The organism is Rhodoferax sp. GW821-FHT09E07 (genome assembly GCF_059416145.1).
Window position 1 is genome coordinate 91,334 of record NZ_JBWKOP010000003.1, and the last position, 23,575, is coordinate 114,908.

Sequence of the window (23,575 nt, forward strand, 5' to 3'; positions counted from 1 at the left end):
AAGTACAAGGACAGTGCGGCGCTTGCGCGCGGCACTGTCCCATGCAGTTGGCAGGATTATGCCAACTTATCAACCCATTCAGGCCTGAAGTTCAGCGTGCATCTCCTGCACGGAAATCACACCCAGGTTGTCCAGATATTTCATGCCTTGCACCGCGGCTTCAGCGCCGGCGATGGTGGTGTACGTGGTGACGCGGGCCAGCAGGGCCGAGGTGCGAATCTGGCGCGAGTCGGCGATCGCGTTGCGTCGCTCTTCCACGGTGTTGACCACCATGGAGATTTCCTCGTTCTTGATCATGTCCACGATGTGCGGGCGGCCTTCGGCCACCTTGTTCACCACGCCACAGGCCACACCGGCCGCGTTGATGGCGGCAGCCGTGCCCTTGGTGGCCACAATCTCAAAGCCCATGGCCGCCAGGCTGCGCGCCACTTCCACGGCGCGTGGCTTGTCGGTCTGCTTCACCGAGATGAAGGCCTTGCCACCGCGTGGCAACTTGGCGCCCGCGCCCAGTTGCGACTTCACAAAGGCTTCGCCAAAGGTCTTGCCCACGCCCATCACTTCACCGGTGGACTTCATTTCAGGTCCGAGGATGGTGTCCACACCGGGGAACTTGACGAAGGGGAAGACGGCTTCCTTCACGCTGAAGTACGGCGGTGTGACTTCGGTCGTGATGCCTTGCGCAGCCAGGGTCTGTCCGGCCATGCAACGTGCGGCCACCTTGGCCAACTGGATGCCCGTGGCCTTGGAGACAAAGGGCACGGTACGGCTGGCGCGGGGGTTCACCTCCAACACGTAGATCACGTCCTTGCCATCCACGTTCTGGATGGCGAACTGCACGTTCATCAGACCCACCACGTTCAGGGCACCGGCCATGGCCTTGGTCTGGCGCTTGATTTCGGCCACGGTGTCTGCGCCCAAGCTGTAGGGAGGCAGCGAGCAGGCGGAGTCGCCGCTGTGCACGCCAGCTTGCTCGATGTGCTCCATCACGCCGCCAATGAAGGTGGCGCCGGAGGCATCGCGAATGCAGTCCACATCGCATTCGATGGCGTCGTTCAGGAAACGGTCCAGCAGCACGGGGCTGTCGTTGCTCACCTTCACCGCTTCGCGCATGTAGCGCTCCAGGTCACGCTGCTCGTGCACGATTTCCATCGCGCGGCCCCCCAGCACGTAGCTGGGGCGCACCACCAGCGGGTAGCCTAGAGCCGCGGCTTTTTCCAGCGCTTCTGGCTCCGTACGGGCCGTGGCGTTGGGCGGCTGGCGCAGCTTGAGTTCATGCAGCAGCTTCTGGAAGCGTTCGCGGTCTTCGGCGGCGTCGATCATGTCGGGCGTGGTGCCGATGATGGGCACGCCGTTGGCTTCCAGATCAAGTGCGAGCTTCAGGGGCGTTTGGCCACCGTACTGCACGATCACGCCAACCGGCTTTTCCTTGTCCACGATTTCCAGCACGTCTTCCAGCGTCAAGGGCTCGAAGTATAGGCGGTCGGACGTGTCGTAGTCGGTGGACACGGTTTCGGGGTTGCAGTTGACCATGATGGTCTCGTACCCGTCTTCGCGCATGGCCAGCGCTGCGTGCACGCAGCAATAGTCAAACTCAATGCCCTGGCCGATGCGGTTGGGGCCACCGCCCAGCACCATGATTTTCTTCTTGTCCGTGGGCTGTGCCTCGCACTCGGAGCCTTCGGCCTCGTAGGTGGAGTACATGTAGGCGGTGTTGGTCGCGAACTCGGCCGCACAGGTGTCCACACGCTTGTAGACGGGGCGCACACCCAGGGCGCGGCGCTTCTCGCGCACAGCCTTGTCGGTGGTCTTGAACTGTTTGGCCAGGCGACGGTCCGAGAAGCCTTTTTGCTTCAAAGCGCGCAGGGTAGGCGCGTCAATGTTGTCTAGTGCACTGCCCACGGCGGGCTGGGGCAGACGCTCGATCTCAAGCTCCAGCTTCACGATCTGTTCGATCTGCACCAGGAACCAGGGGTCAATCTTGGTCAGCGCAAACACTTCGTCCACGCTCATGCCCTGGGCAAAGGCGTCGCCCACGTACCAGATGCGCTCGGGGCCGGGTTCGCCCAGTTCCTTCTCCAGCACTTCGCGGTCTTGCGTCTTCTCGTTCATGCCGTCCACACCCACTTCCAGGCCGCGCAGGGCTTTCTGGAAGGACTCCTGGAAGGTACGGCCCATGGCCATCACTTCGCCCACGGACTTCATCTGCGTGGTCAGGCGGCTGTCGGCTGTTGGGAATTTTTCAAACGCAAAACGCGGGATCTTGGTGACCACGTAGTCGATGCTGGGCTCAAATGACGCGGGGGTTGCTCCGCCCGTGATGTCATTGCGCAGCTCGTCCAGCGTGAACCCCACAGCTAGCTTGGCCGCGACCTTGGCGATAGGGAAGCCCGTGGCCTTGGAGGCCAAGGCGGAGGAACGCGACACGCGCGGATTCATCTCAATGACGACCATGCGGCCATCCTTGGGGTTGATGGAGAACTGCACGTTGGAGCCACCGGTGTCCACGCCAATCTCACGCAGCACAGCCAGTGACGCATTGCGCAGGATCTGGTATTCCTTGTCGGTCAGGGTCTGGGCCGGGGCCACGGTGATGGAGTCACCGGTGTGCACGCCCATGGGGTCCAGGTTTTCGATGGAGCAAACAATGATGCAGTTGTCCGCCTTGTCGCGCACCACTTCCATCTCGTACTCTTTCCACCCCAGCAGCGACTCTTCGATCAGCAGCTCGTTGGTGGGCGAGGCTTCCAGGCCGCGCTTGCAGATGGTCTCAAACTCTTCGGAGTTGTAGGCAATGCCGCCGCCCGTGCCGCCCAGCGTGAAGCTGGGGCGGATGACGGTGGGAAAACCCAGCGTCTTCTGGACCGCCCAAGCCTCTTCCATGCTGTGGGCGATGCCCGAGCGCGCGGAGCCCAGACCGATCTTGGTCATGGCGTCCTTGAACTTCAAACGGTCTTCGGCCTTGTCGATGGCCTCGGGTGTGGCACCGATCAGTTCGACCTTGTACTTGTCCAGCACGCCGTGGTGCCAGAGGTCCAGCGCGCAGTTCAGCGCAGTCTGGCCGCCCATGGTGGGCAGGATCGCATCCGGCTTTTCCTTGGCAATGATCTTTTCGACCGTCTGCCAGGTGATGGGTTCGATGTAGGTAACGTCGGCCGTGGCCGGGTCGGTCATGATTGTGGCGGGGTTGCTGTTGATCAGGATGACCTTGTAGCCCTCTTCACGCAATGCCTTGCACGCTTGCACGCCGGAGTAGTCGAACTCACAGGCCTGGCCGATGATGATGGGGCCGGCGCCGATGATGAGAATGCTTTTAATGTCGGTACGTTTTGGCATGGTGAGACTCGTAGCTTTTAGGGCTCTTTACGTTTTAATTAATTCAGGCTCGCGGTGGCCAGCTTGGCGCCAAACCACACGAACAGGCCGCCCACGGCACTGGACAGGCTGGCGCTCAGGCGCTTGCGGCGGCTGAAGCCCTGCGCCAGGCGGGCACCGGCAAAAATCAGGGCAGACAAATACAGCGCGCTGAACACCATGATGATGGCGCTCAGGATCAGGAAAGGCACCGCAGGCGTGTCGTAGCTCGGGTCAATAAACTGCACAAAGAACGAGAGCAGAAACAAAATCGCCTTCGGATTGAGCAAGCTGATGACCAGGGCGCGCTTGAACGGTTGCTGCAGGTTGTCGGTGGCTTGCGCCACAGCCGTATCTGCAGACAGTTCCACAGCGCTGTTGCTGCGCCATTTCTTCACAGCGGCAATCAACAGGTTCACGCCGACCCAGGTCAGGTAGGCCGCGCCAGCGTACTTCACGACCATGAACAGGGCCGGATAGGTGCGCAGCAAGCCAGCAGCACCCAGCGCGGTGAGCAACAGCAAAATCGTGTCACCCACAAACACGCCCATGGCACCCCGGTACCCGGCCTTGACGCCGCGCACGGTGGCCACCGACAGAACAAACAACGAGTTGGGGCCAGGCAGCAAGATGATGCCCAGCGCGCCGATCACGTAGGTCCAGAGGTCGGTGACACCGTAGAAGCTCATGCGCGTTTTTCCATTTCGGTGATGAAGCGGTCGAACAGATAGCCGATGTCGTGCGGGCCGGGCGATGCCTCGGGGTGGCCCTGGAAGCAGAAGGCTGGCTTGTCGGTGCGCTCCAACCCTTGCAGCGTGTTGTCAAACAGGCTGATGTGCGTGGGGCGCAGGTTGGCGGGCAAGGTCTTCTCATCCACCGCAAAACCGTGGTTCTGGCTGGTGATGGAGACACGGCCGCTGTCCAGGTCCTTGACCGGATGGTTGGCGCCGTGGTGGCCGAACTTCATCTTGAAGGTCTTGGCACCACTGGCCAGCGCCATGATCTGGTGGCCCAGGCAGATCCCGAAGGTGGGCGTACCGGTTTCGATGAGTTCTTTGGCAGCGGCAATCGCGTAGTCGCAGGGCTCGGGGTCACCGGGGCCGTTGGACAGGAAGATGCCGTTCGGGTTGAGCTTGAGCACCTCGGCGGCGGGGGTTTGTGCGGGCACCACGGTGACCTTGCAGCCGCGTTCGGCCAGCATGCGCAGGATGTTTTTCTTCACACCGAAGTCATATGCGACGACGTGGAACTTGGGTGCGGTTTGTTGGCCATACCCCTCGCCCAGCGTCCATTCTGCTTCGGTCCAGCCGTAGCTCTCGGTGCTTGACACAACCTTGGCCAAGTCCAGGCCGGCCATGCTGGGCGCGCCTTTGGCAGCGGCCACCGCTTTCTCAATCGCTTCCTTGGTGACCGACTCACCGGCGGCCAGCGCCAGGATGCAGCCGTTTTGTGCACCTTGGGTACGCAACTGGCGTGTCAGTTGGCGGGTGTCGATGTTGGCAATCGCCACCGTGCCCTCCGCGACCAGGTACTCGGTCAGCGTCTGTGTCTTGCGGAAGTTGCTGGCCACCAGGGGCAGGTCTTTGATGATCAAACCGGCAGCGAAGACTTTGTGGGACTCCACGTCTTCGGGGTTGACACCGTAGTTGCCGATGTGAGGGTAAGTCAGGGTGACGATCTGCTGGCAATAACTGGGATCGGTAAGGATCTCCTGGTAGCCGGTCATGGAGGTGTTGAACACGACTTCACCGACGGTGGAGCCTGCGGCTCCAATGGAATTGCCAATGTAGACCGTGCCGTCTGCGAGCGCCAGAATGGCGGGTGGGGTGGTTCCCTTGAGAGACAAAAGCACTGGTTTCTCCGAATGGGTTACGGGTACGCCCAAACGCGCTCAAGAATGGCTCTTGGCGGGTGCTGCTGTGAGGGAATGTTCAGAGGTGCGCTTGGGACGGCTGTTTTCTGGATAGCCTCTCATTATAGCTGAGCGCAGTGTTATCCGAGCACGTGATCGGACAAGTTCACACGCCCCGCCCCTTACATCACGCCATCTTCCTTCATCTTCAAAACAATGGCTTCCAACACTTGCTGCGCAAAAGCGTCGTCATAAGAAGCGCCGATATCGCCAAAGCGGTCTTTTGACTTAGCTGTCAATGTGTTGGTGTCCAGAGTGGCCTGCCACACCGGCTTACGCATGCTGACATCAAATAGCTCCACTTTGAACTCGTAGTTGACGCCTAAATTGGAAGACTCGTACGCCCCACCGCGAGTTGTGGTGCTGCTGCGAATGGTGCCCTTGACTGGTGCGATTCGTAGGACTGCAAAGCCAGTCATAGGATCGTCTGCGGAATTGCGGGCCACGACTACTGAACCACCGACACGAATGACGTCGGCGCTAACTAATTCCAGTCCGCGGGGCGGAAACACCGTTCGCGCGGTTTTGACAATGCGGGGGCCAAAGCCCGCGAAACCGTTCTCCCCCGCATTGGTCCCCGTGTTGGTGCTAGGCAGCCCCTGCACCCAGTTGGGTGTTTGGTAGGCCACTTGCACGGACGTGAGCTTGTAGGGGGTATCCAACAGCTTCTTGTTTCCGTAGACCTGCACAGAGCTAGCACAAGCCGTTAACAAGACAACCCAAAGCCACGCGGTCACACGCGACGCTATTTGCATACAACGCATTCTCTACTCCCCCTTTGCTTTTTTTGATATGTCGCGACTGTAGCAGGCATAGACAGCCCGCAGACCGAGGATTTGGATTCTGCACTTACGCGATCTGCAAGCTGCTCGCATGCAGACAAATGGCCGCCGCCGCCGCCACGTTGAGCGACTCCTCGCCCCCTGGCTGGCCAATGCGCGCAAACACGCTGGCCCGCGCCATGAGTTCGCTAGATACGCCCTGCCCCTCGTGGCCCATGGCCCAGGCACAAGGGTGGGGCAGGTCCAGCTTCTGCACCAGGTCGCCCTGGTGGGAACTGGTCACCACCAGGGGGACGGCCAAGGTATCCAGATCGTACAACTCCAGCCCTTCGATTAACTGCAATCCAAAATGTGCCCCCATACCGGCGCGCAGCACCTTGGGACTCCACAGCGCAGCGGTACCTCTGAGTGCCAGCACCTGGCGAAAGCCGAAGGCCCCAGCACTGCGCAGGATGGAGCCGACGTTGCCGGCGTCCTGCACGCGGTCCAGGATGACAGTGGCCACTCCGGGTTGCAACGCAGTATCCAGCGGCAGATCCAGCACAAAACCCACCTTGGCGGGCGACTCCAGGCCACTCAGTTCGCGGAACAAGGCGTCAGGAATTACTATGGTTTTTGTAGCTGCTCGCGCATATTCCACGGGGGCTAGTGGCCAAAATGACTCCGAAACCACGAACACGGCAGGCTGCAGGCCGCGGTGCAAGGCAGCGCTGCATAGATGGTCGCCCTCCACCCAAAAGCGCTCGGCCTTGCGGTAGGCAGTGTTGTCGGTGCTGAGCTTGCGCAGCTCTTTGAGCAGCGTGTTCTCACGGGAGGTGACGAAGACAGGCTCGCTCATGGAAAAGCCTGCAACACCTGGGTAACGGGGGCAAAGGTTTTGCGGTGCTCAGGGCAAGCGCCATGGGCCTTGAGGGCCGCGAGGTGCTCGGCCGTGCCATAGCCCTTGTGGCCCGCAAAGCCATACTGTGGATACTGCTGATCCAGCGTGGCGCACCAGCGGTCGCGCGTGACCTTGGCCAGAATGGACGCCGCGGAGATGGCAGGCACCGTGGCATCGCCGCGCACAATCGCCTCGGCCAGCACGTCCAGCACCGGCAGGCGGTTGCCGTCCACCAGCACCTTGGCGGGTTTGAGGCGCAGGCCCTCCACAGCGCGGCGCATGGCCAGCATCGTGGCCTGCAGGATGTTGATCTCGTCGATCTCTTCCACACTGGCCTGCGCAATCGAGCAGCACAGCGCCTTGGCACGGATTTCGTCGAACAGCTTTTCGCGTTTGAGCGCGGTGAGCTTCTTGGAATCGTTAAGGCCGACGATGGGATTCTGGTCATCCAGAATCACTGCAGCAGCCACGACCGGACCCGCCAGGGGTCCGCGCCCTGCCTCGTCCACCCCGGCGATGAGCCCGGGCTGATCCCAGACAAAGGCGACCTGCTGGGCAGGTTCAGGCTTGGAGGACTTTTTCGAGGGCATCGGCGGCAAGGGTGGCGGTGTCGCGCTGCAGCGTGGCGTGCAACGCAGTAAAGGTGGACTGCAGGGTGGCTATTTTCGCAGGATCGGACGACCGGGCGTCCAGCCAAGCCAGCACTTCGCGCGCCAGCGCCTCGGGTGTGGCGGCGTCTTGCAGCAGCTCGGGCACCACAAAACGCTGGCACAGGATATTGGGGAGGCCCACCCAGGGCTGCAGGCGCTTGCCCCGCATGATCTGCCAGGACAACCAGGCCATGTGGTAGCCGATCACCATGGGGCGCTTGAACAACGCAGCTTCCAGCGTGGCCGTGCCGCTGGCAATCAGCGTCACGTCGCAAGCCGCCAGTGCAGTGTGGGACTGGCCGCTGAGTAGTTGCAAGCCCCCGCGCATGCCGCTTTGTTGCGCCAGTTTTTCAATCTCGGGCAACAGGCCCGGCACGCAGGGAACTATAAATTTGGGAGCAGGCTGCGCAGATTGAACGAGGGCTGCGGCCCGAAAGAAGCGCAAAGCCAAGTGGCGGATCTCGGACTGGCGGCTACCCGGCAAGATGGCCACCACCGCGTCCTCATCGGCCAAGCCCAACACGCGACGTGCGGCCGCCTTGTCCGGCTCCATGGGGATGACGTTGGCCAACGGATGGCCTACATAGGTGGCGTCAATGCCATGGGCCGCGAGCAGTGCAGGCTCAAACGGGAAGATGCAGAGCACGTGGTCCGTGCTACGACGGATTTTTTCCACGCGCTCCGGGCGCCAGGCCCAGATCGAGGGGCAGACGAAATGCACGGTCTTAACGTCCTGCCCTTTGAGCCGCGCCTCCAGATCCAGGTTGAAGTCTGGTGCGTCCACGCCGATGAACACGTCGGGCTTTTGCGCCAGCAGACGGTCCCCCAGCTGGCGGCGTATGCCCACGATCTCGCGGTAGCGCTTGAGCAACTCCCAGCTGAAGCCGTGGACGGCCAGCTTGTGGTGCGGCCACCAGGCCTGGAAGCCCTGCTTGGCCATCTGGGGGCCGCCGATGCCATGGGCCACTGCCCCTGGCCAGCGCTGGTGCACACCACCGAGCAGCAGCCCTGCGAGCAAGTCGCCCGAAGCCTCTCCAGCGACCATGGCCACCGTGGGAGCGCCAGCGCGGGCGTGAGACGGATGCATAACGATGGGGAGTCGCTGAAGGCTCAGCGAACGATGCCACGCTGGGCAGACACGGCCGCCAGAAAGCCATTCATCATGGCCACATCGGGCGCGGTCTCAGGATGCGCAATTTCCAGCGCAGCGATGCGCTGCTTGGCCTGCTCCAGCGTCAGGTCATCACGGTACAGGGCCTTGTGCATGGCCTTGACGCCGCTGATGCGCTCTGCCGAGAAGCCACGGCGGCGCAGGCCCTCAAAGTTCATGGAGCGGGCGCCAGCCGGTTGGCCCTGGCACATCACAAACGGGGGGACATCGGCAAAGAGCAGCGAGCACATGGCCGTCATGCTGTGGGCGCCCAGGCGCACAAACTGGTGCACCACGGTAAAGCCGCCGAGGATCACCCAGTCGCCCACATGCACATGACCGGCGAGCTGTGAGTTATTGGCAAAAATGACGTTGTTGCCTACCAGGCAGTCGTGCGCCAAGTGCACATAGGCCATGATCCAGTTGTCATTGCCCAGCACGGTCTTGCCCACGTCGCCCGGCGAGCCGATATTGAAGGTGCAAAACTCGCGAATCGTGTTGCGGTCGCCAATGATCAGTTCGCAGGGTTCACCGGCGTACTTCTTGTCTTGCGGAATCGCCCCCAGCGAGTTGAACTGGAAGATGCGGTTGTCCTGACCAATGGTGGTGTGGCCCTCGATCACACAGTGCGGGCCTACGGTAGTACCGGCACCAATGCGCACATGCGGTCCAATGACGGTGTAAGGCCCCACCGTCACCGAGCTGTCCAGCTCGGCCTTGGGATCGATGATGGCGGTAGCGTGGATAGCAGACACGCCCACCCCTTATGCAATCGCGCGCATCGCGCAGGTCAGCTCGGCTTCACAGGCCAACTCATCGCCCACCGTGGCACTGGCCTTGAACTTGAAAATACCGGCTTTCATGCGCAGCATCTCCACATTCAGGATCAACTGGTCACCCGGCTCCACCGGGCGCTTGAAACGCGCACCGTCAATCCCGGCAAAGTAATACACCATCTGATCATTGGGCGACGTGTCCAGCGCATCGAAAGCCAGCAGGGCAGCTGCCTGGGCCAGGGCTTCCAGCATCAGCACGCCCGGCATCACGGGGCGGTGGGGAAAGTGCCCCTCAAAAAAAGGTTCGTTGATGGTGACGTTCTTCAAGGCCTTGATGGTCTTGCCCTTGTCCAGCTCCAACACCCGGTCCACCAAGAGGAAGGGGTAACGGTGGGGGAGCTGCTTGAGAATTTTGTGGATATCCATCATTTTTGTAACTCTTTTTCCAAGGTTTTGATGCGGTCGCGCAGACTGTGCAACTGCTTGAGCGTTGCAGCATTGCGCTCCCAGGAGGCGTTCTCGTCAATCGGGAACATGCCGGTGTAATGACCGGGCTTCAAAATCGATTTGCTGACCACCGTAGCGGCCGAGATGTGGACATTCGCGCCCAGCGTCAAATGCCCCAGGACAATGGCGCCACCACCAATCGTGCAGTTCGGACCTATGGTGGCAGAGCCTGCCACGCCCACACAACCAGCCATGGCGGTGTTGCGCCCCACGCGCACGTTGTGGCCGATCTGGATCAGGTTGTCCAGCTTCACACCGTCTTCAATAACTGTGTCTTGCAAGGCTCCGCGGTCAATGCAGGTATTGGCGCCAATTTCGACGTCGTCGCCAATCCGTACAGCGCCCAGCTGCTCGATCTTTTCCCAGCGTTCGCCATCTGGGGCAAAACCAAAGCCGTCTGCGCCAATCACGACGCCCGAATGCAGTATGCAACGGGCGCCCACTGTACAGTCTTCTCCCAGGGTCACCCGCGATTTCAGTACAGAGTGAGCCCCCACATGGGCTCCGACTTCCACCACGCACAAGGGGCCGATGGAGGCCGTTGCGTCAATGGTGGCGGAAGGATCAACCACCGCACTCGGGTGAATCCACGGGCCTTGCGTCGCAAGCTGCGTCTTTCCACGCACCAAGTCTCGCTGCCGTTTCCATAACTGCGTCACCTTGGCGAAATACAGATACGGCTGTTCAACCACGATACAGGCTCCGCGTGCAATGGCTGCATCGCGCATGGCAACGCCCACGATCACACAGGCAGCGCGGGACGCCGCCAGCTGCTGCTGGTATTTGGGGTTGCTGAGAAAACTGAGTTCGTTGGGAGAGGCCAGCTCCAGCGGAGCCAAGCTCGTGATGACGGTCCCTGCATCACCATGCAGTTCCCCACCCAACACATCCACGATGGAAGCGAGGTCCATCTGTTCTCCCCTCGCCTGCCGGTCCAAGACTTACTTGGCGCCGGAATTGAGAATCTTGAGAACCTTTTCGGTGATGTCGTGGCGACCATTGCTGTACACCACTTCCTGTATCACCAAATCGTATTTCTCGGCATCGGCCACTTGCTTGACTGCCTTGTTGGCCTTGTCCAGCACCTGCTGCAACTCTTCATTGCGGCGGCCATTCAGGTCTTCCTGAAATTCACGTTGTTTGCGTTGAAAGTCACGGCTTTGCTCGGCAAACTCTTTTTGCCGCGCCACGCGCTGGGTTTCAGCCAGAGTCGGCGCATCACGTTCGAATTTCTCACTCATGGTCTTGAGTGCCTGCTGTTGGTCGGTCAGCTCTTTCTGGCGCTTGGCGAACTCCTGCTCCAGCTTGATCTGGGCTGCCTTGGCCGGCGCAGACTCTGCGGTAATGCGCTGCGTATTGATGTAGCCGATTTTGGATTCTTGCGCATGGGCGCCCACAGCGGCCATTGCCAGCATGAGTGCCACACCCCACATTGCTTTAACGTGTTTCATTAGAAAGTTGTTCCGATCTGGAATTGAAGACCTTGGATTTTATCGCCTTCGAACTTGGTGATGGGGCGTGCAAACGCCAAGCGCAGCGGTCCCACGGGGGAAATCCAGCTGATGCCGACCCCATACGACGAACGCATGTCACCAAACTGGATCGACTCTTCAGCCCCGTAAATGCCACCGGCATCCACAAAAGCGTAGGCGCGCAATGTACGGTCGTTGCCACCGCCCGGGAACGGTGCCAGCAATTCACCGTTGAAGGTAATCTTCTTGGTACCGCCCGTTGCGGTCAGCCCACCTGCGCGCTGCGCTGCCGTCGTCAAGCTGCTTTGCTCAAATCCGCGCACAGAACCCAGGCCGCCAGAATAGTAATTCTTGAACACGGGGTAAGACTTCCCATCCGTACCGGCTCCCATGGAAAGTTCCGAATTGAAAGCGGCGGTAACTTTGCGGGAAATCGGGAAGAACTGCTGGTACTGGGCAGTCCCGCGCACGTATCGCGCATCCCCCCCAACACTCCACTCACCAGACGCACGCATGACCTTGCCAGTGCTGGGCACCAAGGCGCTATCCCGCGTGTCCCGTGACCACCCCATGGTCAAGGGGAGTGAGGTGCTGGAATACCCGAATTCGTTGGCATAGTCTTGGTAGACAGTAGGCAACAGAGTACCTGGAACGATGGTGGTTTTGTCCGCACCAATACCGAAAAACACCGTATCCGAATCCGTAAACGGCACACCGAAGCGCACACCGACACCACTGGTCTCAATAGCATAGGTATTCACATCGTCATACGGGCGTGTCGTGCGCTGGTACAGGTCAAACGTGCGCGAAACGCCATCTTCGGTGAAGTAGGGATTGGTGGTACTGAGTACCCAGGTTCGATTGGTCTTGCTGGTATTGACCTCGACCCCCAAAGAGTTGCCCGAACCAAAAGCATTCTCTTGCTTGAAACTGAAGGACAAGCCCAAACCGTCAGAACTGGAGAGGCCAGCACCCAGACCGATGCTACCCGTGGGTTTCTCGGCAACCGTCACCGTCAAATCCACTTGGTCTTGGGAGCCAGGTACTTCCTGCGTTTCAATACCAACGCTCGTGAAGTATCCCAAGCGATCCACACGGTTGCGCGACTGGCGAATTTTTTCACCGTCGTACCAAGCAGCTTCCAACTGACGAAACTCTCGCCGAATCACTTCATCACGTGTTCGGTCATTGCCTGCGAGATTGATGCGCCGCACATACACACGGCGAGAGGGGTCGGCTACCAATGTCACCGCAACACGATTGCTGGTTCGGTCAATATCTGTGCGCGCTTCGGCACGGGCAAAGGCGAATCCAAAGTTACCAAAATAATCCGTAAACGCCTTGGTGGTTTGGGCAACTTCGGTTGCGTTGTAGGCCTCGCCAGCCTTGATGGTGATCAAAGACTGAAATTCCTCTTCCTTACCCAGAAAATTGCCTTCCAGCTTGATGCCAGAGACTACGAAACGCTCACCCTCAGTGATGTTGATGGTAATTTCAATGTCTTGCTTGTTCGGAGAAATAGCGACCTGGGTGGAATCCACCTTGAACTCAAGATACCCCCGCGCAAGGTAGTACGAACGCAGGGTCTCAATGTCGGCATTCAATTTGGTGCGCGAATACCGGTTTGACTTAGTGTACCAACTCAACCAGCTTCCCGTGTCGGAGTCAAAGAGGCCGCGCAGCGTGCTTTCGGAAAACGCCGTATTGCCCACGATCTTGATGGCGCTGATCTTGGCAGTATCGCCCTCTGTGACAGAGAAGCTTACGTTCACGCGGTTGCGCTCGATGGGAGTCACCGTGGTCACAACTTCGGCGGCATACATGCTCTTGTTGATGTACTGGCGCTTGAGTTCCTGCTCGGCACGGTCCACCAAGGCTTTGTCAAAGGGGCGGCCATCGGTCAGGCCGATCTCGCGCAGCGCCTTCTTCAGCACATCCTTGTCAAACTCCTTGGCGCCCACAAAGTCCACATCAGCAATGGTGGGACGCTCTTCCACAATAACTACCAACACACCATTGTTGGCTTCAATGCGCACATCCTTGAAAAGCCCCAAAGCGAACAGAGCTCTGATGGATGCCGCCGCCTTGTCGTCTGTGTAGGTATCCCCCACACGCACCGGCAAAGACGCAAAGATAGTCCCCGCTTCGACGCGCTGCAGGCCTTCGACCCGAATATCGCGAACAGAAAAAGGTTCCAAAGCCAAGGCCGCCTGCGCCACCAGGCCCACCGCCAAGGAACACACTACAGCACGCATAGAAGATCGGTCGAAATGCATAGTTACCAATTCAAAACTCTGGATATCCGCTCACCGGATTCGTTGGGCTGGGCATTAGCCCAGCAAATGTGTCAGGTCATTGAAAACCGCGACGGACATCATCATCAACAAAATGACCAGCCCGACGCGCTGCAGTTGCTCCATCCAGGCATCCGAGACAGCTTTGCCGGCCAGCAACTCCCAAAGATAATACATCAGGTGACCCCCATCGAGCACTGGCAGCGGCAGGAGGTTGAGCACGCCCAGGCTGATGCTAATCAACGCCAAAAACACCAAAAACTGGGACCAGCCCAATGCGGCGGATTTGCCCGCATAGTCTGCAATGGTCAAGGGACCACTGAGATTTTTGAGCGAGACTTCACCAATCGCCATCTTGCCCATCATGCGCAGGGTCAAGGCCGATACCTCCCACGTGTGCTGCAAGGCACGCGAGAAACCCTCGACCACACCATAGTGCACATCGACCATCGCTGGCATCGCACCAATCATGGCATTCACCCGCCCAACCGCTACAGCCCCAATCTGCTCACGCGTCGGCGTAACAGACACAACCAATTGCCGCCCTGCGCGCAGCAATATCCATCGCTGCGCTTTTGGCGAAGGCTCGACGCTGGAGCGAATGATTTCGCGCAAATGCGCACCGTCACGGACCACCACGTTGTCAACCTGCAGAACGACATCTCCATCCTGCAAACCAGCCGCCGCGCCTGCCCCGCCCGCCCGCACATCACCCACCACAGCGGAGGACCAAGGTCCCATCCATCCAATTTTGCGAAACAGCTCAGCGTCCGCGGTACGAGCATCCAACGCGCCAAAGTTCAAGCGTTTTTGCGCGACTGGGCCCGTGGCAGAGGACTGATACTCCACAAGAAGACTTTCGTGAGCCAACGCATGACGGGTCAACTGCCAGCGAAAATCCTCAAATGAATGGACGGGTTGCAGACTGGCCTCAGTGGTACCTGCACGCAACACCCGCTCGCCACCTTCGAAACCTACCCCCTCAGCCAGCGATCCCACAACAGGTTTTGACAGTTTCGCCTCGAACTCCTGCATGCCCGTCCAATTCACCACCGAGTACAACAACACGGCCAGCAGCAAATTCGCGGCTGGCCCCGCTGCCACGACTGCAGCACGCACTTTCAACGGTTGGGTATTGAACGCCAAATGTCGGTCTGTCGGGTCGACGGCGCCCTCCCGTTCGTCGAGCATCTTGACGTAGCCACCCAGTGGCAATGCGCCGAGAACAAACTCAGTACCGGAGCGGGCCGACGTCCAGCCCCAAATCTTGGGACCAAAGCCTACAGAAAACCTCAGCACCTTGACACCCGAGGCCACCGCCATGGCGTAATGCCCCCACTCGTGGACCGCTACCAAAATGGCAATCGCAACAATGAAAGAAGCGACGGTCAGCATGGGTTGGAGTCCAATTCAGTGCGCCAGCCGACGACTCAGCTGCTCAGCAGACTGCCGCGCGCGCGCATCCAAGGCGATCAAATCCCCCACCGACCCCGGTGGTTCAGGCTGGACTTGGGCCAAAGTTTCCACATTCACGCGGTGAATCTGGTCAAAACGTATTTCTCGATTTAAGAATGCTGCCACGGCGACTTCATTGGCCGCATTCAAGACTGCCGTGGTACCAGGGGCTCCATTCAGTGCGTCCCAAGCCAGTTGCAAACCGGGGAATCGGGCACGATGGTCGTTCAAATCCATGGACTCGAATGTCAAAGAAGACATCGCCGCGAAATTCAGAGGAGTCGCACCAGATTCCACCCGTTGCGGCCATGACAGTCCGTAAGCAATAGGGCCGCGCATATCCGGGGTCCCCAATTGGGCCACCACCGAGTTGTCCACGAACTGCACCATGGAATGAATCACGCTTTGAGGATGTATCACTACCTGGATCTGCTCAGCAGAAACGCCAAACAAGTACCGGGCCTCAATCACCTCCAGCGCCTTGTTCATCATCGTGGCCGAATCGACTGAGATCTTGCGCCCCATGACCCAATTGGGGTGGGCACAAGCCTGTTCGGGAGTCACATCCACGAGAGAGGAAGGCGACCGCGTGCGAAAAGGTCCGCCCGAAGCGGTCAAAATAATCTTGTCCACACAGGATACCCACCGGGTCGGGTCCTCGGGCAGCGATTGAAATATAGCGGAATGTTCGCTATCGATGGGCAGCAGGGTTGCTCCACCAGCACGCACCGCATCCAGAAACAGCTGCCCGCCTACAACCAAAGCTTCTTTATTGGCCAACAACAGGCGCTTGCCGGCACGTGCTGCTGCGATGCAAGGGCCGAGCCCCGCAGCACCCACGATGGCAGCCATCACCGTATCAGCCTCCGGATGCGAGGCCACTTCTTCCAGAGCCGAGGGGCCCCATAGAACTGCCGTGCGGCTTCCAGCAGCTTTCAGCTTCGTTTGTAATTCACGGCCATGCAACTCGCTGGACATGACTGCAAAAACCGGCGCATGCTCCAGGCACTGCGCCATCAGCAAATCCACACGCGTAGCAGCGGTCAATGCAAAGGCCCGAAACCGGAGAGGGTGACGAGCCATAACATCCAGTGTATTGACACCGATGGAGCCCGTGGAGCCCAGCACCACGACCTGGCGCTGTCTCTGTGCTGCTGCTTGCGTCATAAGGTATGCAACATCATGGCGAGTGGGATCACTGGTAGCAGGGCATCCAGTCGATCCAACACGCCACCGTGACCTGGGAGCAAGTGGCTGCTGTCCTTGGCCCCAGCACTGCGTTTGATCAAGGACTCCACCAAATCACCGACCACGCTCCACGCCGCCAAAAACACCGCGGCCAATGCGGTCACTGCAGGACTGATATTTGACATTTGCTGATAAAGGCTGGGCGTAGTAGCCCCCAGAGTCCGTTCTGCCCATGGCCAAACAAAGGCACAAATCAGCACACCGGCAACACCTCCTGCCACACCTTCCCAAGTCTTGCCCGGGCTAATAGACGGCGCCAGCTTTCTTTTGAAAATACGCCCACCCATTAAACGGCCTGAAAAATAGGCAAATACATCCGCAATCCAAACCAACAACAATACAGAAAACAAAAAATTGTTCCCTAGATTGCGTGCTTGCGCTACGGCCAACCAAGCCGCACAAAGTGCCACCATGCCCACAGACCACCGCACAAGCTGGGGAGTCTCCCTCCAGGCAGCCACTCCGCGAAACAGCAGCCAGCCGCCGCCCAACACCCAAGCGGCCCCGACAACCAACCAAACTTCGCGCAATGGCAGGCTTACCCAGCCCGCCGCCCAAAACCATACACCCACTGCAGCACAAAGCAGTCCCGAGCCCCATGCCTGGACCGCACCGATCTGATTTAACCGCGCCCACTCCCAGCCCCCGGCGGCAATCAGTAGCAGCGCCACCGCCTGAAAGGCTAGCGGATTGGGATAAAACACAGCCGGCAACAACACTGCCAGCAACAGGATGGCGGTGATTACTCTTTGCTTCAGCATGCGTAGTCCTTGTTCACTTGGCTTGCGGAACATCCGCCACGATTTGCTCTGAGGTTTTCCCGAACCGGCGCTCCCGCGCATGGAACTCAAGCAAAGCAGCATCCAAAGCTGCTTCATCAAAATCGGGCCAAAACAGGGGGCTGAAAACCAACTCGGTGTATGCACACTGCCACAACAGGAAATTGCTAATGCGGAACTCCCCACCGGTGCGAATCAGCAAATCGGGATCAGCCACGTGTGCCAGAGCCAAGGCCGAGGACAAGGAGGCTTCATCAATCGAGGCTCCAGATTGGGCAAGTTGACGCGCGGCCTGGACAATATCCCAACGCCCACCATAGTTGAAACACACATTCAGCGCCAAGCGGCTGTTGGAACTGGTTTCGGCTTCCGCATCAGAGAACCCTTGCTGCACCCGCGCTGACAAACCAGTTCGGTCGCCAACGAAACGCAATCGCACGCCGTCCTGCTTCAGCTGAGAAACCTCTTTGGCGAGCGCACCGGCCAAAATGTCCATCAAGCCAGATACTTCTTCAGCAGGTCGATTCCAATTTTCCGAAGAGAACGCAAAAACTGTGAGTGCTTCAATGTGCCGGTGTGCACAGGCACGCACAATTTTTTTGAGAGCCTCTACGCCCTGCTTGTGCCCAGCTATGCGGGGCAAAAAACGCTTGGAAGCCCAACGTCCATTTCCGTCCATGACGATGGCCACATGCCGTGGCCCTGCAACGTGGGCTGCCATAGCGATGCGGGGTCAAACCGCCATGATGTCTTGCTCTTTGGAAGCCACCAGACGGTCAATTTCGATAATGTGCTTGTCCGTGGCCTTTTGGACGTCCGCCTCACAGCGCTTCTGGTCATCTTCCGATGCCAGTTTTTCTTTCACCAGCTTCTTGACTGCTTCATTAGCATCGCGGCGCAGATTGCGCACGGCCACTTTGGAGGCCTCACCTTCCGTGCGAACCACCTTGGTAAGTTCGCGACGACGCTCTTCGGTCATGGCGGGCATTGGCACACGAATCAAATCTCCCATGCTGGAAGGATTCAGCCCCAGATCGCTGTCGCGAATGGCTTTTTCAATCTTGGCGCCCATGCCTTTTTCCCAAGGCTGCACGCTGATTGTTCGTGAGTCCAAGAGAGAGAGATTAGCCACTTGGCTGATGGGCAGCATGGCACCGTAGTAATCTACTTGAACCGTATCCAACAGGGCAGGATTTGCCCGTCCGGTACGGACTTTGGTCAGGTTGTTTTTGAGCGCCGCAATGGATTGATCCATTTTGTTCTCAAGATTCTTTTTGATGTCTTCAATTGACATGATTTTTCCCTCAGATCAACTCAACCAGACAGCCCGTCAGCGGGCCTCAGACGTGAACCAGAGTACCTTCATCTTCCCCAAGCACAACACGCTTCAATGCACCGTGCTTAAAGATGGAGAACACCTTTATCGGCAGCTTCTGATCGCGGCACAGTGCGAACGCCGCCGCATCCATGATGCCCAGATTTTGCGTCATGGCAGTATCAAAGGTAATGCTGGCATAGCGCGTAGCAGACACATCTTTCTTGGGGTCCGCTGTGTAAACACCGTCCACCTTCGTGGCTTTCAGGACAATCTCTGCCCCAATTTCTGCACCACGCAAAGCAGCTGCCGTGTCGGTGGTGAAAAACGGATTTCCAGTACCAGCGGCAAAAATAACTACCTTGCCTTCTTCAAGGTACTGCAGGGCCTTGGGGCGCACATAGGGTTCAACCACCTGCTCAATCCCGATGGCAGACATCACGCGCGCCGTCAATCCCGCCTTGTTCATGGTGTCACCCAAGGCCAAGGCATTCATGACAGTGGCCAACATACCCATGTAGTCCGCCGTGGCGCGGTCCATGCCTACTGAGCCACCGGCCACACCGCGGAAAATATTGCCCCCGCCAATCACAACGGCAACCTCCACCCCCAGGTGGGTTACTTCGGCGATCTCATCCACCATGCGAACAATGGTGTCGCGGTTAATGCCGAATTGATCATCCCCCATCAAAGCCTCGCCCGACAGCTTTAGCAATATGCGCTTGTAGGCGGGCTTTTCTTGGCTCATGAGGGACTCCGATAGGGAATGAAAGGTTAGGGTAAACGGTTTAAGCAGCTTGCTTGGCAGCGGCGACTTGTGCAGCCACTTCTGCAGCGAAGTCATCAACCTTCTTCTCAATGCCTTCACCGACCACGTACAGGGTGAAACCCTTCACGGTGGTGTTGACCGACTTCAGCATTTGCTCTACGGTCTGCTTGTCGTTCTTCACGAAAGGCTGGTTGAACAACGAGACTTCCTTGAGGAACTTTTGCACGCCGCCTTCGATGCGTTTGGCCACGATTTCAGCGGATTGCACTGGCTTGCCAGCAGCAGTTGCCACGGCAGCATCTTCCGCAGCTTTGGCGGCCGCCACAGAGCGCTCGCGCTCTACCAGCTCTGCCGGAACTTGGTCAGACGACAGGGACACAGGCTTCATCGCAGCCACGTGCATCGCCACATCTTTTGCAGCCACTTCTTCACCTTCGAACTCCACCACCACGCCAATGCGGGTGCCGTGCAGGTAAGAAGCCAGCTTGGTGGAACCGTCGAAGCGCTTGAAGCGGCGGAAGGTCATGTTCTCGCCGATCTTGCCGATCAGACCTTTGCGCACGTCTTCCAACGTTGGGCCAAAACCGTCTTGCTCGTAAGCCAGAGCGCTCAAAGCGGCGACATCAGCGGGATTGTGCTTGGCAACCAGCGCAGCGGCCGCGTTGGCCAATGCCAGGAAGCTATCGTTTTTGGTCACAAAGTCGGTTTCGCAGTTGACTTCGATCAGGGCACCCGCTGTACCTTCGAGCGCGGTGGCGACCACGCCTTCGGCGGTCACGCGGGCGGCGGCTTTACCGGCCTTGCTGCCCAGTTTCACGCGCAACAACTCTTCCGCTTTGGCCATGTCGCCCTCGGCTTCAGTCAGGGCTTTTTTGCATTCCATCATGGGGGCATCGGTCTTGCCACGCAGTTCTGCCACCATGCTTGCTGTAATTGCTGCCATTTGGATTCTCCGTAATTCAGTAGTTTAAATAAGAGCTAAAAAAAAGGGGCAACAAAGCCCCCTTTTTAGGGTGAAAAGCTGCTTAAGCAGACGCTTCACTCACTTCAACAAACTCGTCGTCGCCTTCAGCAGCAACAGCCTTCACGACATCGTCAACGGCGTTGGCGCGGCCTTCCAGGATCGCATCGGCGATGCCGCGGGCGTACAAAGTAACGGCCTTGGAGGAGTCATCGTTGCCAGGGATCACATAGTCAATGCCTTCGGGCGAATGATTGGAGTCCACCACACCGATCAGGGGGATGCCCAGCTTCTTGGCTTCTGCGATAGCAATCTTGTGGTAACCCACGTCGATCACAAAAATCGCATCTGGCAGCGTGTTCATGTCCTGAATGCCACCGATGTCTTTTTCCAGCTTTTCCAGTTCGCGGGCAAACATCAGTTGCTCTTTCTTGCTCATGCTATCCAGACCAGCTTCCTGCTGGACCTTCATATCCTTCAGACGCTTGATGGAAGTCTTGACGGTTTTGAAGTTGGTCAGCATGCCGCCCAGCCAGCGTTGATCGACGAAGGGAACGCCTGCGCGCTGGGCTTCTGTGGACACGATTTCACGGGCTTGACGCTTGGTACCCACCATCAGGATGGTGCCGCGCTTGGCGGACAATTGGCGGACAAACTTCGCCGCTTCCTGGAACATCGGCAACGATTTTTCCAGGTTGATGATGTGGATTTTGTTGCGGTGACCGAAGATGAACGGGGCCATCTTGGGGTTCCAGAAGCGGGTTTGGTGTCCAAAGTGAACGCCGGCTTCCAGCATTTCGCGCATAGTAACTGCCATATTTAACTCCAAAGGTTAGGTCTTAAAGCCGGTCCGCTCATTGCCGCGAAGCCCTGCTTCAACAACAACACCTTGGCTGGACCGGTTTGCGATTTACTTGCCTAACAGCGGAACGCTCTCAGCAAAGCCTATCGAGTATACCACGCTGACTTTTTCCGCTCGAAGGCCGCTCTCCGGACACGTAACAATCGACTTCTGAGGCCACTTGCGGGAAAACCGCCCCCGGCTTGTGAAAAAATACGGATATGGGCGACCAACACGGCGCCAAGCGGTTACAGAAAGAAACAATGAAGATTGCAGTAGTGGGCGCTGGAGTGGTGGGCATTGCAACGGCCTATGAGCTGGCGCTGGACGGGCACTCCGTTACCGTGCTCGAAAAAGCAGCCGCGGCCTGCGAAGGTGCCAGCTTTGCCAACAACGGCGTGGTCGCACCCAGCTTCACCCAGCCGTTTTCCTCCCCCGAATGGCATGCCAACGGCTTTGCACGCCTGCTGCGCAGTGCGCGGCGCCTGTCTCGCACGCCCTGGAAATCTGCGCAGCAGCTGAAATGGCTACGACGTTGGACCAAACTGCACGCCCCTACGGCCTATGACGAGATACAACGTGCTGGCCAACAACTGTCCGCTTACAGCACTGAACGTTTGACCCATATTGCGGACGCCTGCAAGCTCGAACTGGAGCGAAGCGAAGGCCAATTGCTATTGCTGCGCTCTGCCACCGCCCCGAACGAATTGCAAGCAGTGGTGGACGCGCTGAAAGCCCAAGAGATCACGTGCAAGCTGCTCACCCCCGAAGAAGCCCGCAAGCATGAACCTGCGCTGCACTCAGCCGCCCCATTTCAGGGCGCGCTGTGGCTACCGGGGAATCTGATTATCAATTGCAGACAGTTTGCCCTCTTGCTGCGCCAGGAAGCCCAACGGTTGGGTGTGCAATTCCGCTTCAACACGGCCGTGACACAGCTGCAAACACATGCCAAACCCAGCCTGGATCTGGTCACTGATGGCGAACGCGAGACGCAGGCTTTTGACCATATTGTTTTTTGTACAGGTGGTTTGCCAGACTTGCTTCCCGCCGCGTTGCGACAGCGGGTACCCATGATGGCACTGCATGGCTATGTGCTGAGCGTGACGGTCCGCGAACCCCTCAATGCACCGCGCAGTGCAGTGCAGGATCTACAGACCGGTCTCACCATCAACCGACTTGGGCAGCGTATCCGCGTGAGTGGCGGTGCCGAACTGGGTGACGACACAGGCACCAAAGACGATGCCACCGTCAACCAGCTGTACCGTGCGCTCGAGCAGTACTACCCCGGCGCGGCCAATTACCCGTCGGGCACCCAGGTCTGGCGCGGAACGCGTCAGCTGGTGGCAGACGGCATGCCCTTGATTGGCCCCAGTGGGCTGCCGGGCGTCTCATTGAACCTTGGACACGGCGCCAACGGCTGGACGATGGCCTGCGGCTCGGCACGGCTGTTGGCAGACATGGTGGGCGCCAAGGAGGCGGCCTTTCCTACCTCGCATCTGTTGCCCACGCGATTTTTGGCATAAAAAGTGTTGTCCTTGGGCAAAATGTACTGACACAATCCAGCCAGGGAGATGTTCAGCCCATGAGTCCAGAGCTTTCACAAAAACTTGCCGCCGCCGTGGACGGCATGCCCGCGTTTCCCAAAAGTGTGCAGCGCATCTTGGAGTTAACGCGCGACGTCAACAGCACACCCAAAGATTTGGTCGATGTCATCGACAAAGACCCGGTAGTCACGGTCAAGATCCTCAAAGTCGTCAATTCGGCGTATTACAGCCTGCCCAAGCAAGTCACTTCCATTGGTCATGCGGTGGTGTACCTGGGCTTCAACACCATCAAAAACCTGGCCTTGAGCATCGCTGCCATTGGCATGCTGCCCAAAGACAATGCCGCCGGCTTTGATGTGAACCAGTACTTGCTGCACTCGCTGGCAACGGCAGGTATCGCCAAGCAACTGGCCCTCAAGGTCAACGATGCAGACCCCATGGACTGCTTCATCGCTGGATTGCTACACGACTTCGGCAAGGTGGTGTTTGCGCAATTCATGCCGGCAGAATTCAAGGCGGCCCTGCAAATCAGCCGCGAGACCCAAAGCTCCCTGCACGCTGCCTTGCAAACCACTATTGGCGCTGACCATGCGGTAGTAGGTGCCATGCTGGTCGAAAAGTGGCGATTTGCCCCCCATTTGATTGACACCATCCGGCATCAGCGCGTGGACGACCTCAAAGATACGGACATGATTGCCTGCGTGTTCGCCGCCAACCAGATCAGCAAGAAATTGCAGTTCGGTTTTGCAGGCAACTATGGCATTGAAGAACTCCCGCCCGGTGTCCAAAAGCGGCTGGGCGGTACCCTGGATCAGGTCATTGCATCGATGGGGGACTTGAACACCCTGTTCGAAGAAGCCCAAGTGTTTGCCAAACTATGAAGGAAACG

22 protein-coding genes are annotated in these 23,575 nt (G+C 58.6%); 2 read left to right on the forward strand and 20 right to left on the reverse strand.

What is annotated here, in order from left to right; genetic code table 11:
- Positions 1-78 precede the first annotated feature (78 nt).
- The 20 genes from carB to rpsB all read right to left on the reverse strand — a co-directional run bounded on the left by carB (position 79) and on the right by rpsB (position 21,118).
- Positions 79-3,333: a carbamoyl-phosphate synthase large subunit gene (gene carB, locus AC07OE_RS06195; protein ID WP_495069687.1), complete on the reverse strand. Its 3,255-nt coding sequence runs from the start codon at positions 3,331-3,333 to the stop codon at positions 79-81.
- A gap of 38 nt (positions 3,334-3,371) precedes the next feature.
- Positions 3,372-4,040, reverse strand: a complete 669-nt coding sequence (leuE, locus tag AC07OE_RS06200) for a leucine efflux protein LeuE (protein ID WP_495069688.1) — start codon at positions 4,038-4,040, stop codon at positions 3,372-3,374.
- A complete protein-coding gene (gene carA, locus AC07OE_RS06205; protein WP_495069689.1) occupies positions 4,037-5,203 on the reverse strand; it encodes a glutamine-hydrolyzing carbamoyl-phosphate synthase small subunit in 1,167 nt (388 codons plus the stop codon). Before carA ends, leuE begins: the two co-directional genes overlap by 4 nt.
- A 182-nt stretch (positions 5,204-5,385) precedes the next feature.
- Positions 5,386-5,925 (reverse strand): hypothetical protein, encoded by a 540-nt coding sequence (locus AC07OE_RS06210; protein WP_495069690.1) that lies wholly within the window; start codon positions 5,923-5,925, stop codon positions 5,386-5,388.
- Positions 5,926-6,112: 187 nt separating this feature from the next.
- Positions 6,113-6,883, reverse strand: a complete 771-nt coding sequence (locus AC07OE_RS06215) for a TrmH family RNA methyltransferase (protein ID WP_495069691.1) — start codon at positions 6,881-6,883, stop codon at positions 6,113-6,115.
- Positions 6,880-7,515: a ribonuclease HII gene (rnhB, locus tag AC07OE_RS06220; protein ID WP_495069692.1), complete on the reverse strand. Its 636-nt coding sequence runs from the start codon at positions 7,513-7,515 to the stop codon at positions 6,880-6,882. Before rnhB ends, AC07OE_RS06215 begins: the two co-directional genes overlap by 4 nt.
- A complete protein-coding gene (gene lpxB, locus AC07OE_RS06225) occupies positions 7,487-8,662 on the reverse strand; it encodes a lipid-A-disaccharide synthase (RefSeq protein ID WP_495069693.1) in 1,176 nt (391 codons plus the stop codon). The genes rnhB and lpxB overlap by 29 nt, the downstream gene beginning before the upstream one ends.
- Positions 8,663-8,685: 23 nt before the next feature.
- Positions 8,686-9,480, reverse strand: coding sequence for an acyl-ACP--UDP-N-acetylglucosamine O-acyltransferase (lpxA, locus tag AC07OE_RS06230; protein ID WP_495069694.1), 795 nt, complete (start codon positions 9,478-9,480; stop codon positions 8,686-8,688).
- 9 nt (positions 9,481-9,489) lie between these two features.
- A complete protein-coding gene (fabZ, locus tag AC07OE_RS06235) occupies positions 9,490-9,930 on the reverse strand; it encodes a 3-hydroxyacyl-ACP dehydratase FabZ (protein ID WP_492656793.1) in 441 nt (146 codons plus the stop codon).
- A complete protein-coding gene (lpxD, locus tag AC07OE_RS06240) occupies positions 9,927-10,919 on the reverse strand; it encodes a UDP-3-O-(3-hydroxymyristoyl)glucosamine N-acyltransferase (RefSeq protein ID WP_495069695.1) in 993 nt (330 codons plus the stop codon). Before lpxD ends, fabZ begins: the two co-directional genes overlap by 4 nt.
- A gap of 30 nt (positions 10,920-10,949) precedes the next feature.
- The gene (locus tag AC07OE_RS06245; RefSeq protein ID WP_495069696.1) at positions 10,950-11,459 is read right to left on the reverse strand and encodes an OmpH/Skp family outer membrane protein; all 510 of its coding nucleotides are present in this window, start codon (positions 11,457-11,459) and stop codon (positions 10,950-10,952) included.
- On the reverse strand, positions 11,459-13,756 hold the full coding sequence (bamA, locus tag AC07OE_RS06250; RefSeq protein ID WP_495069697.1) for an outer membrane protein assembly factor BamA: 2,298 nt from the start codon (positions 13,754-13,756) through the stop codon (positions 11,459-11,461). Before bamA ends, AC07OE_RS06245 begins: the two co-directional genes overlap by 1 nt.
- Positions 13,757-13,810: 54 nt before the next feature.
- The gene (gene rseP / locus AC07OE_RS06255; protein WP_495069698.1) at positions 13,811-15,169 is read right to left on the reverse strand and encodes an RIP metalloprotease RseP; all 1,359 of its coding nucleotides are present in this window, start codon (positions 15,167-15,169) and stop codon (positions 13,811-13,813) included.
- Positions 15,170-15,184: 15 nt separating this feature from the next.
- A complete protein-coding gene (gene ispC / locus AC07OE_RS06260; RefSeq protein ID WP_495069699.1) occupies positions 15,185-16,396 on the reverse strand; it encodes a 1-deoxy-D-xylulose-5-phosphate reductoisomerase in 1,212 nt (403 codons plus the stop codon).
- Positions 16,393-17,238, reverse strand: coding sequence for a phosphatidate cytidylyltransferase (locus AC07OE_RS06265; RefSeq protein ID WP_495069700.1), 846 nt, complete (start codon positions 17,236-17,238; stop codon positions 16,393-16,395). Before AC07OE_RS06265 ends, ispC begins: the two co-directional genes overlap by 4 nt.
- 13 nt (positions 17,239-17,251) lie before the next feature.
- Entirely contained in the window at positions 17,252-17,977 is a 726-nt protein-coding gene (gene uppS, locus AC07OE_RS06270) for a polyprenyl diphosphate synthase (protein ID WP_495069701.1), read from the reverse strand.
- A gap of 12 nt (positions 17,978-17,989) precedes the next feature.
- A complete protein-coding gene (gene frr, locus AC07OE_RS06275; RefSeq protein ID WP_495069702.1) occupies positions 17,990-18,550 on the reverse strand; it encodes a ribosome recycling factor in 561 nt (186 codons plus the stop codon).
- Positions 18,551-18,596: 46 nt separating this feature from the next.
- Positions 18,597-19,319, reverse strand: coding sequence for a UMP kinase (gene pyrH / locus AC07OE_RS06280; protein ID WP_495070080.1), 723 nt, complete (start codon positions 19,317-19,319; stop codon positions 18,597-18,599).
- A gap of 40 nt (positions 19,320-19,359) precedes the next feature.
- Positions 19,360-20,283 carry a translation elongation factor Ts gene (tsf, locus tag AC07OE_RS06285; RefSeq protein ID WP_495069703.1) on the reverse strand — a complete coding sequence of 308 codons (924 nt, stop codon included), beginning with the start codon at positions 20,281-20,283 and terminating at the stop codon, positions 19,360-19,362.
- Between the two features lie 82 nt (positions 20,284-20,365).
- On the reverse strand, positions 20,366-21,118 hold the full coding sequence (rpsB, locus tag AC07OE_RS06290; RefSeq protein ID WP_495069704.1) for a 30S ribosomal protein S2: 753 nt from the start codon (positions 21,116-21,118) through the stop codon (positions 20,366-20,368).
- Positions 21,119-21,405: 287 nt separating this feature from the next.
- On the opposite strand from rpsB, the gene AC07OE_RS06295 reads away from it, so the two are divergent.
- Together AC07OE_RS06295 and AC07OE_RS06300 are read left to right on the forward strand one after the other, a co-directional pair.
- Entirely contained in the window at positions 21,406-22,665 is a 1,260-nt protein-coding gene (locus tag AC07OE_RS06295) for an FAD-dependent oxidoreductase (protein ID WP_495069705.1), read from the forward strand.
- Positions 22,666-22,724: 59 nt separating this feature from the next.
- Positions 22,725-23,567, forward strand: coding sequence for an HDOD domain-containing protein (locus tag AC07OE_RS06300; RefSeq protein ID WP_495069706.1), 843 nt, complete (start codon positions 22,725-22,727; stop codon positions 23,565-23,567).
- Positions 23,568-23,575 lie beyond the last annotated feature (8 nt).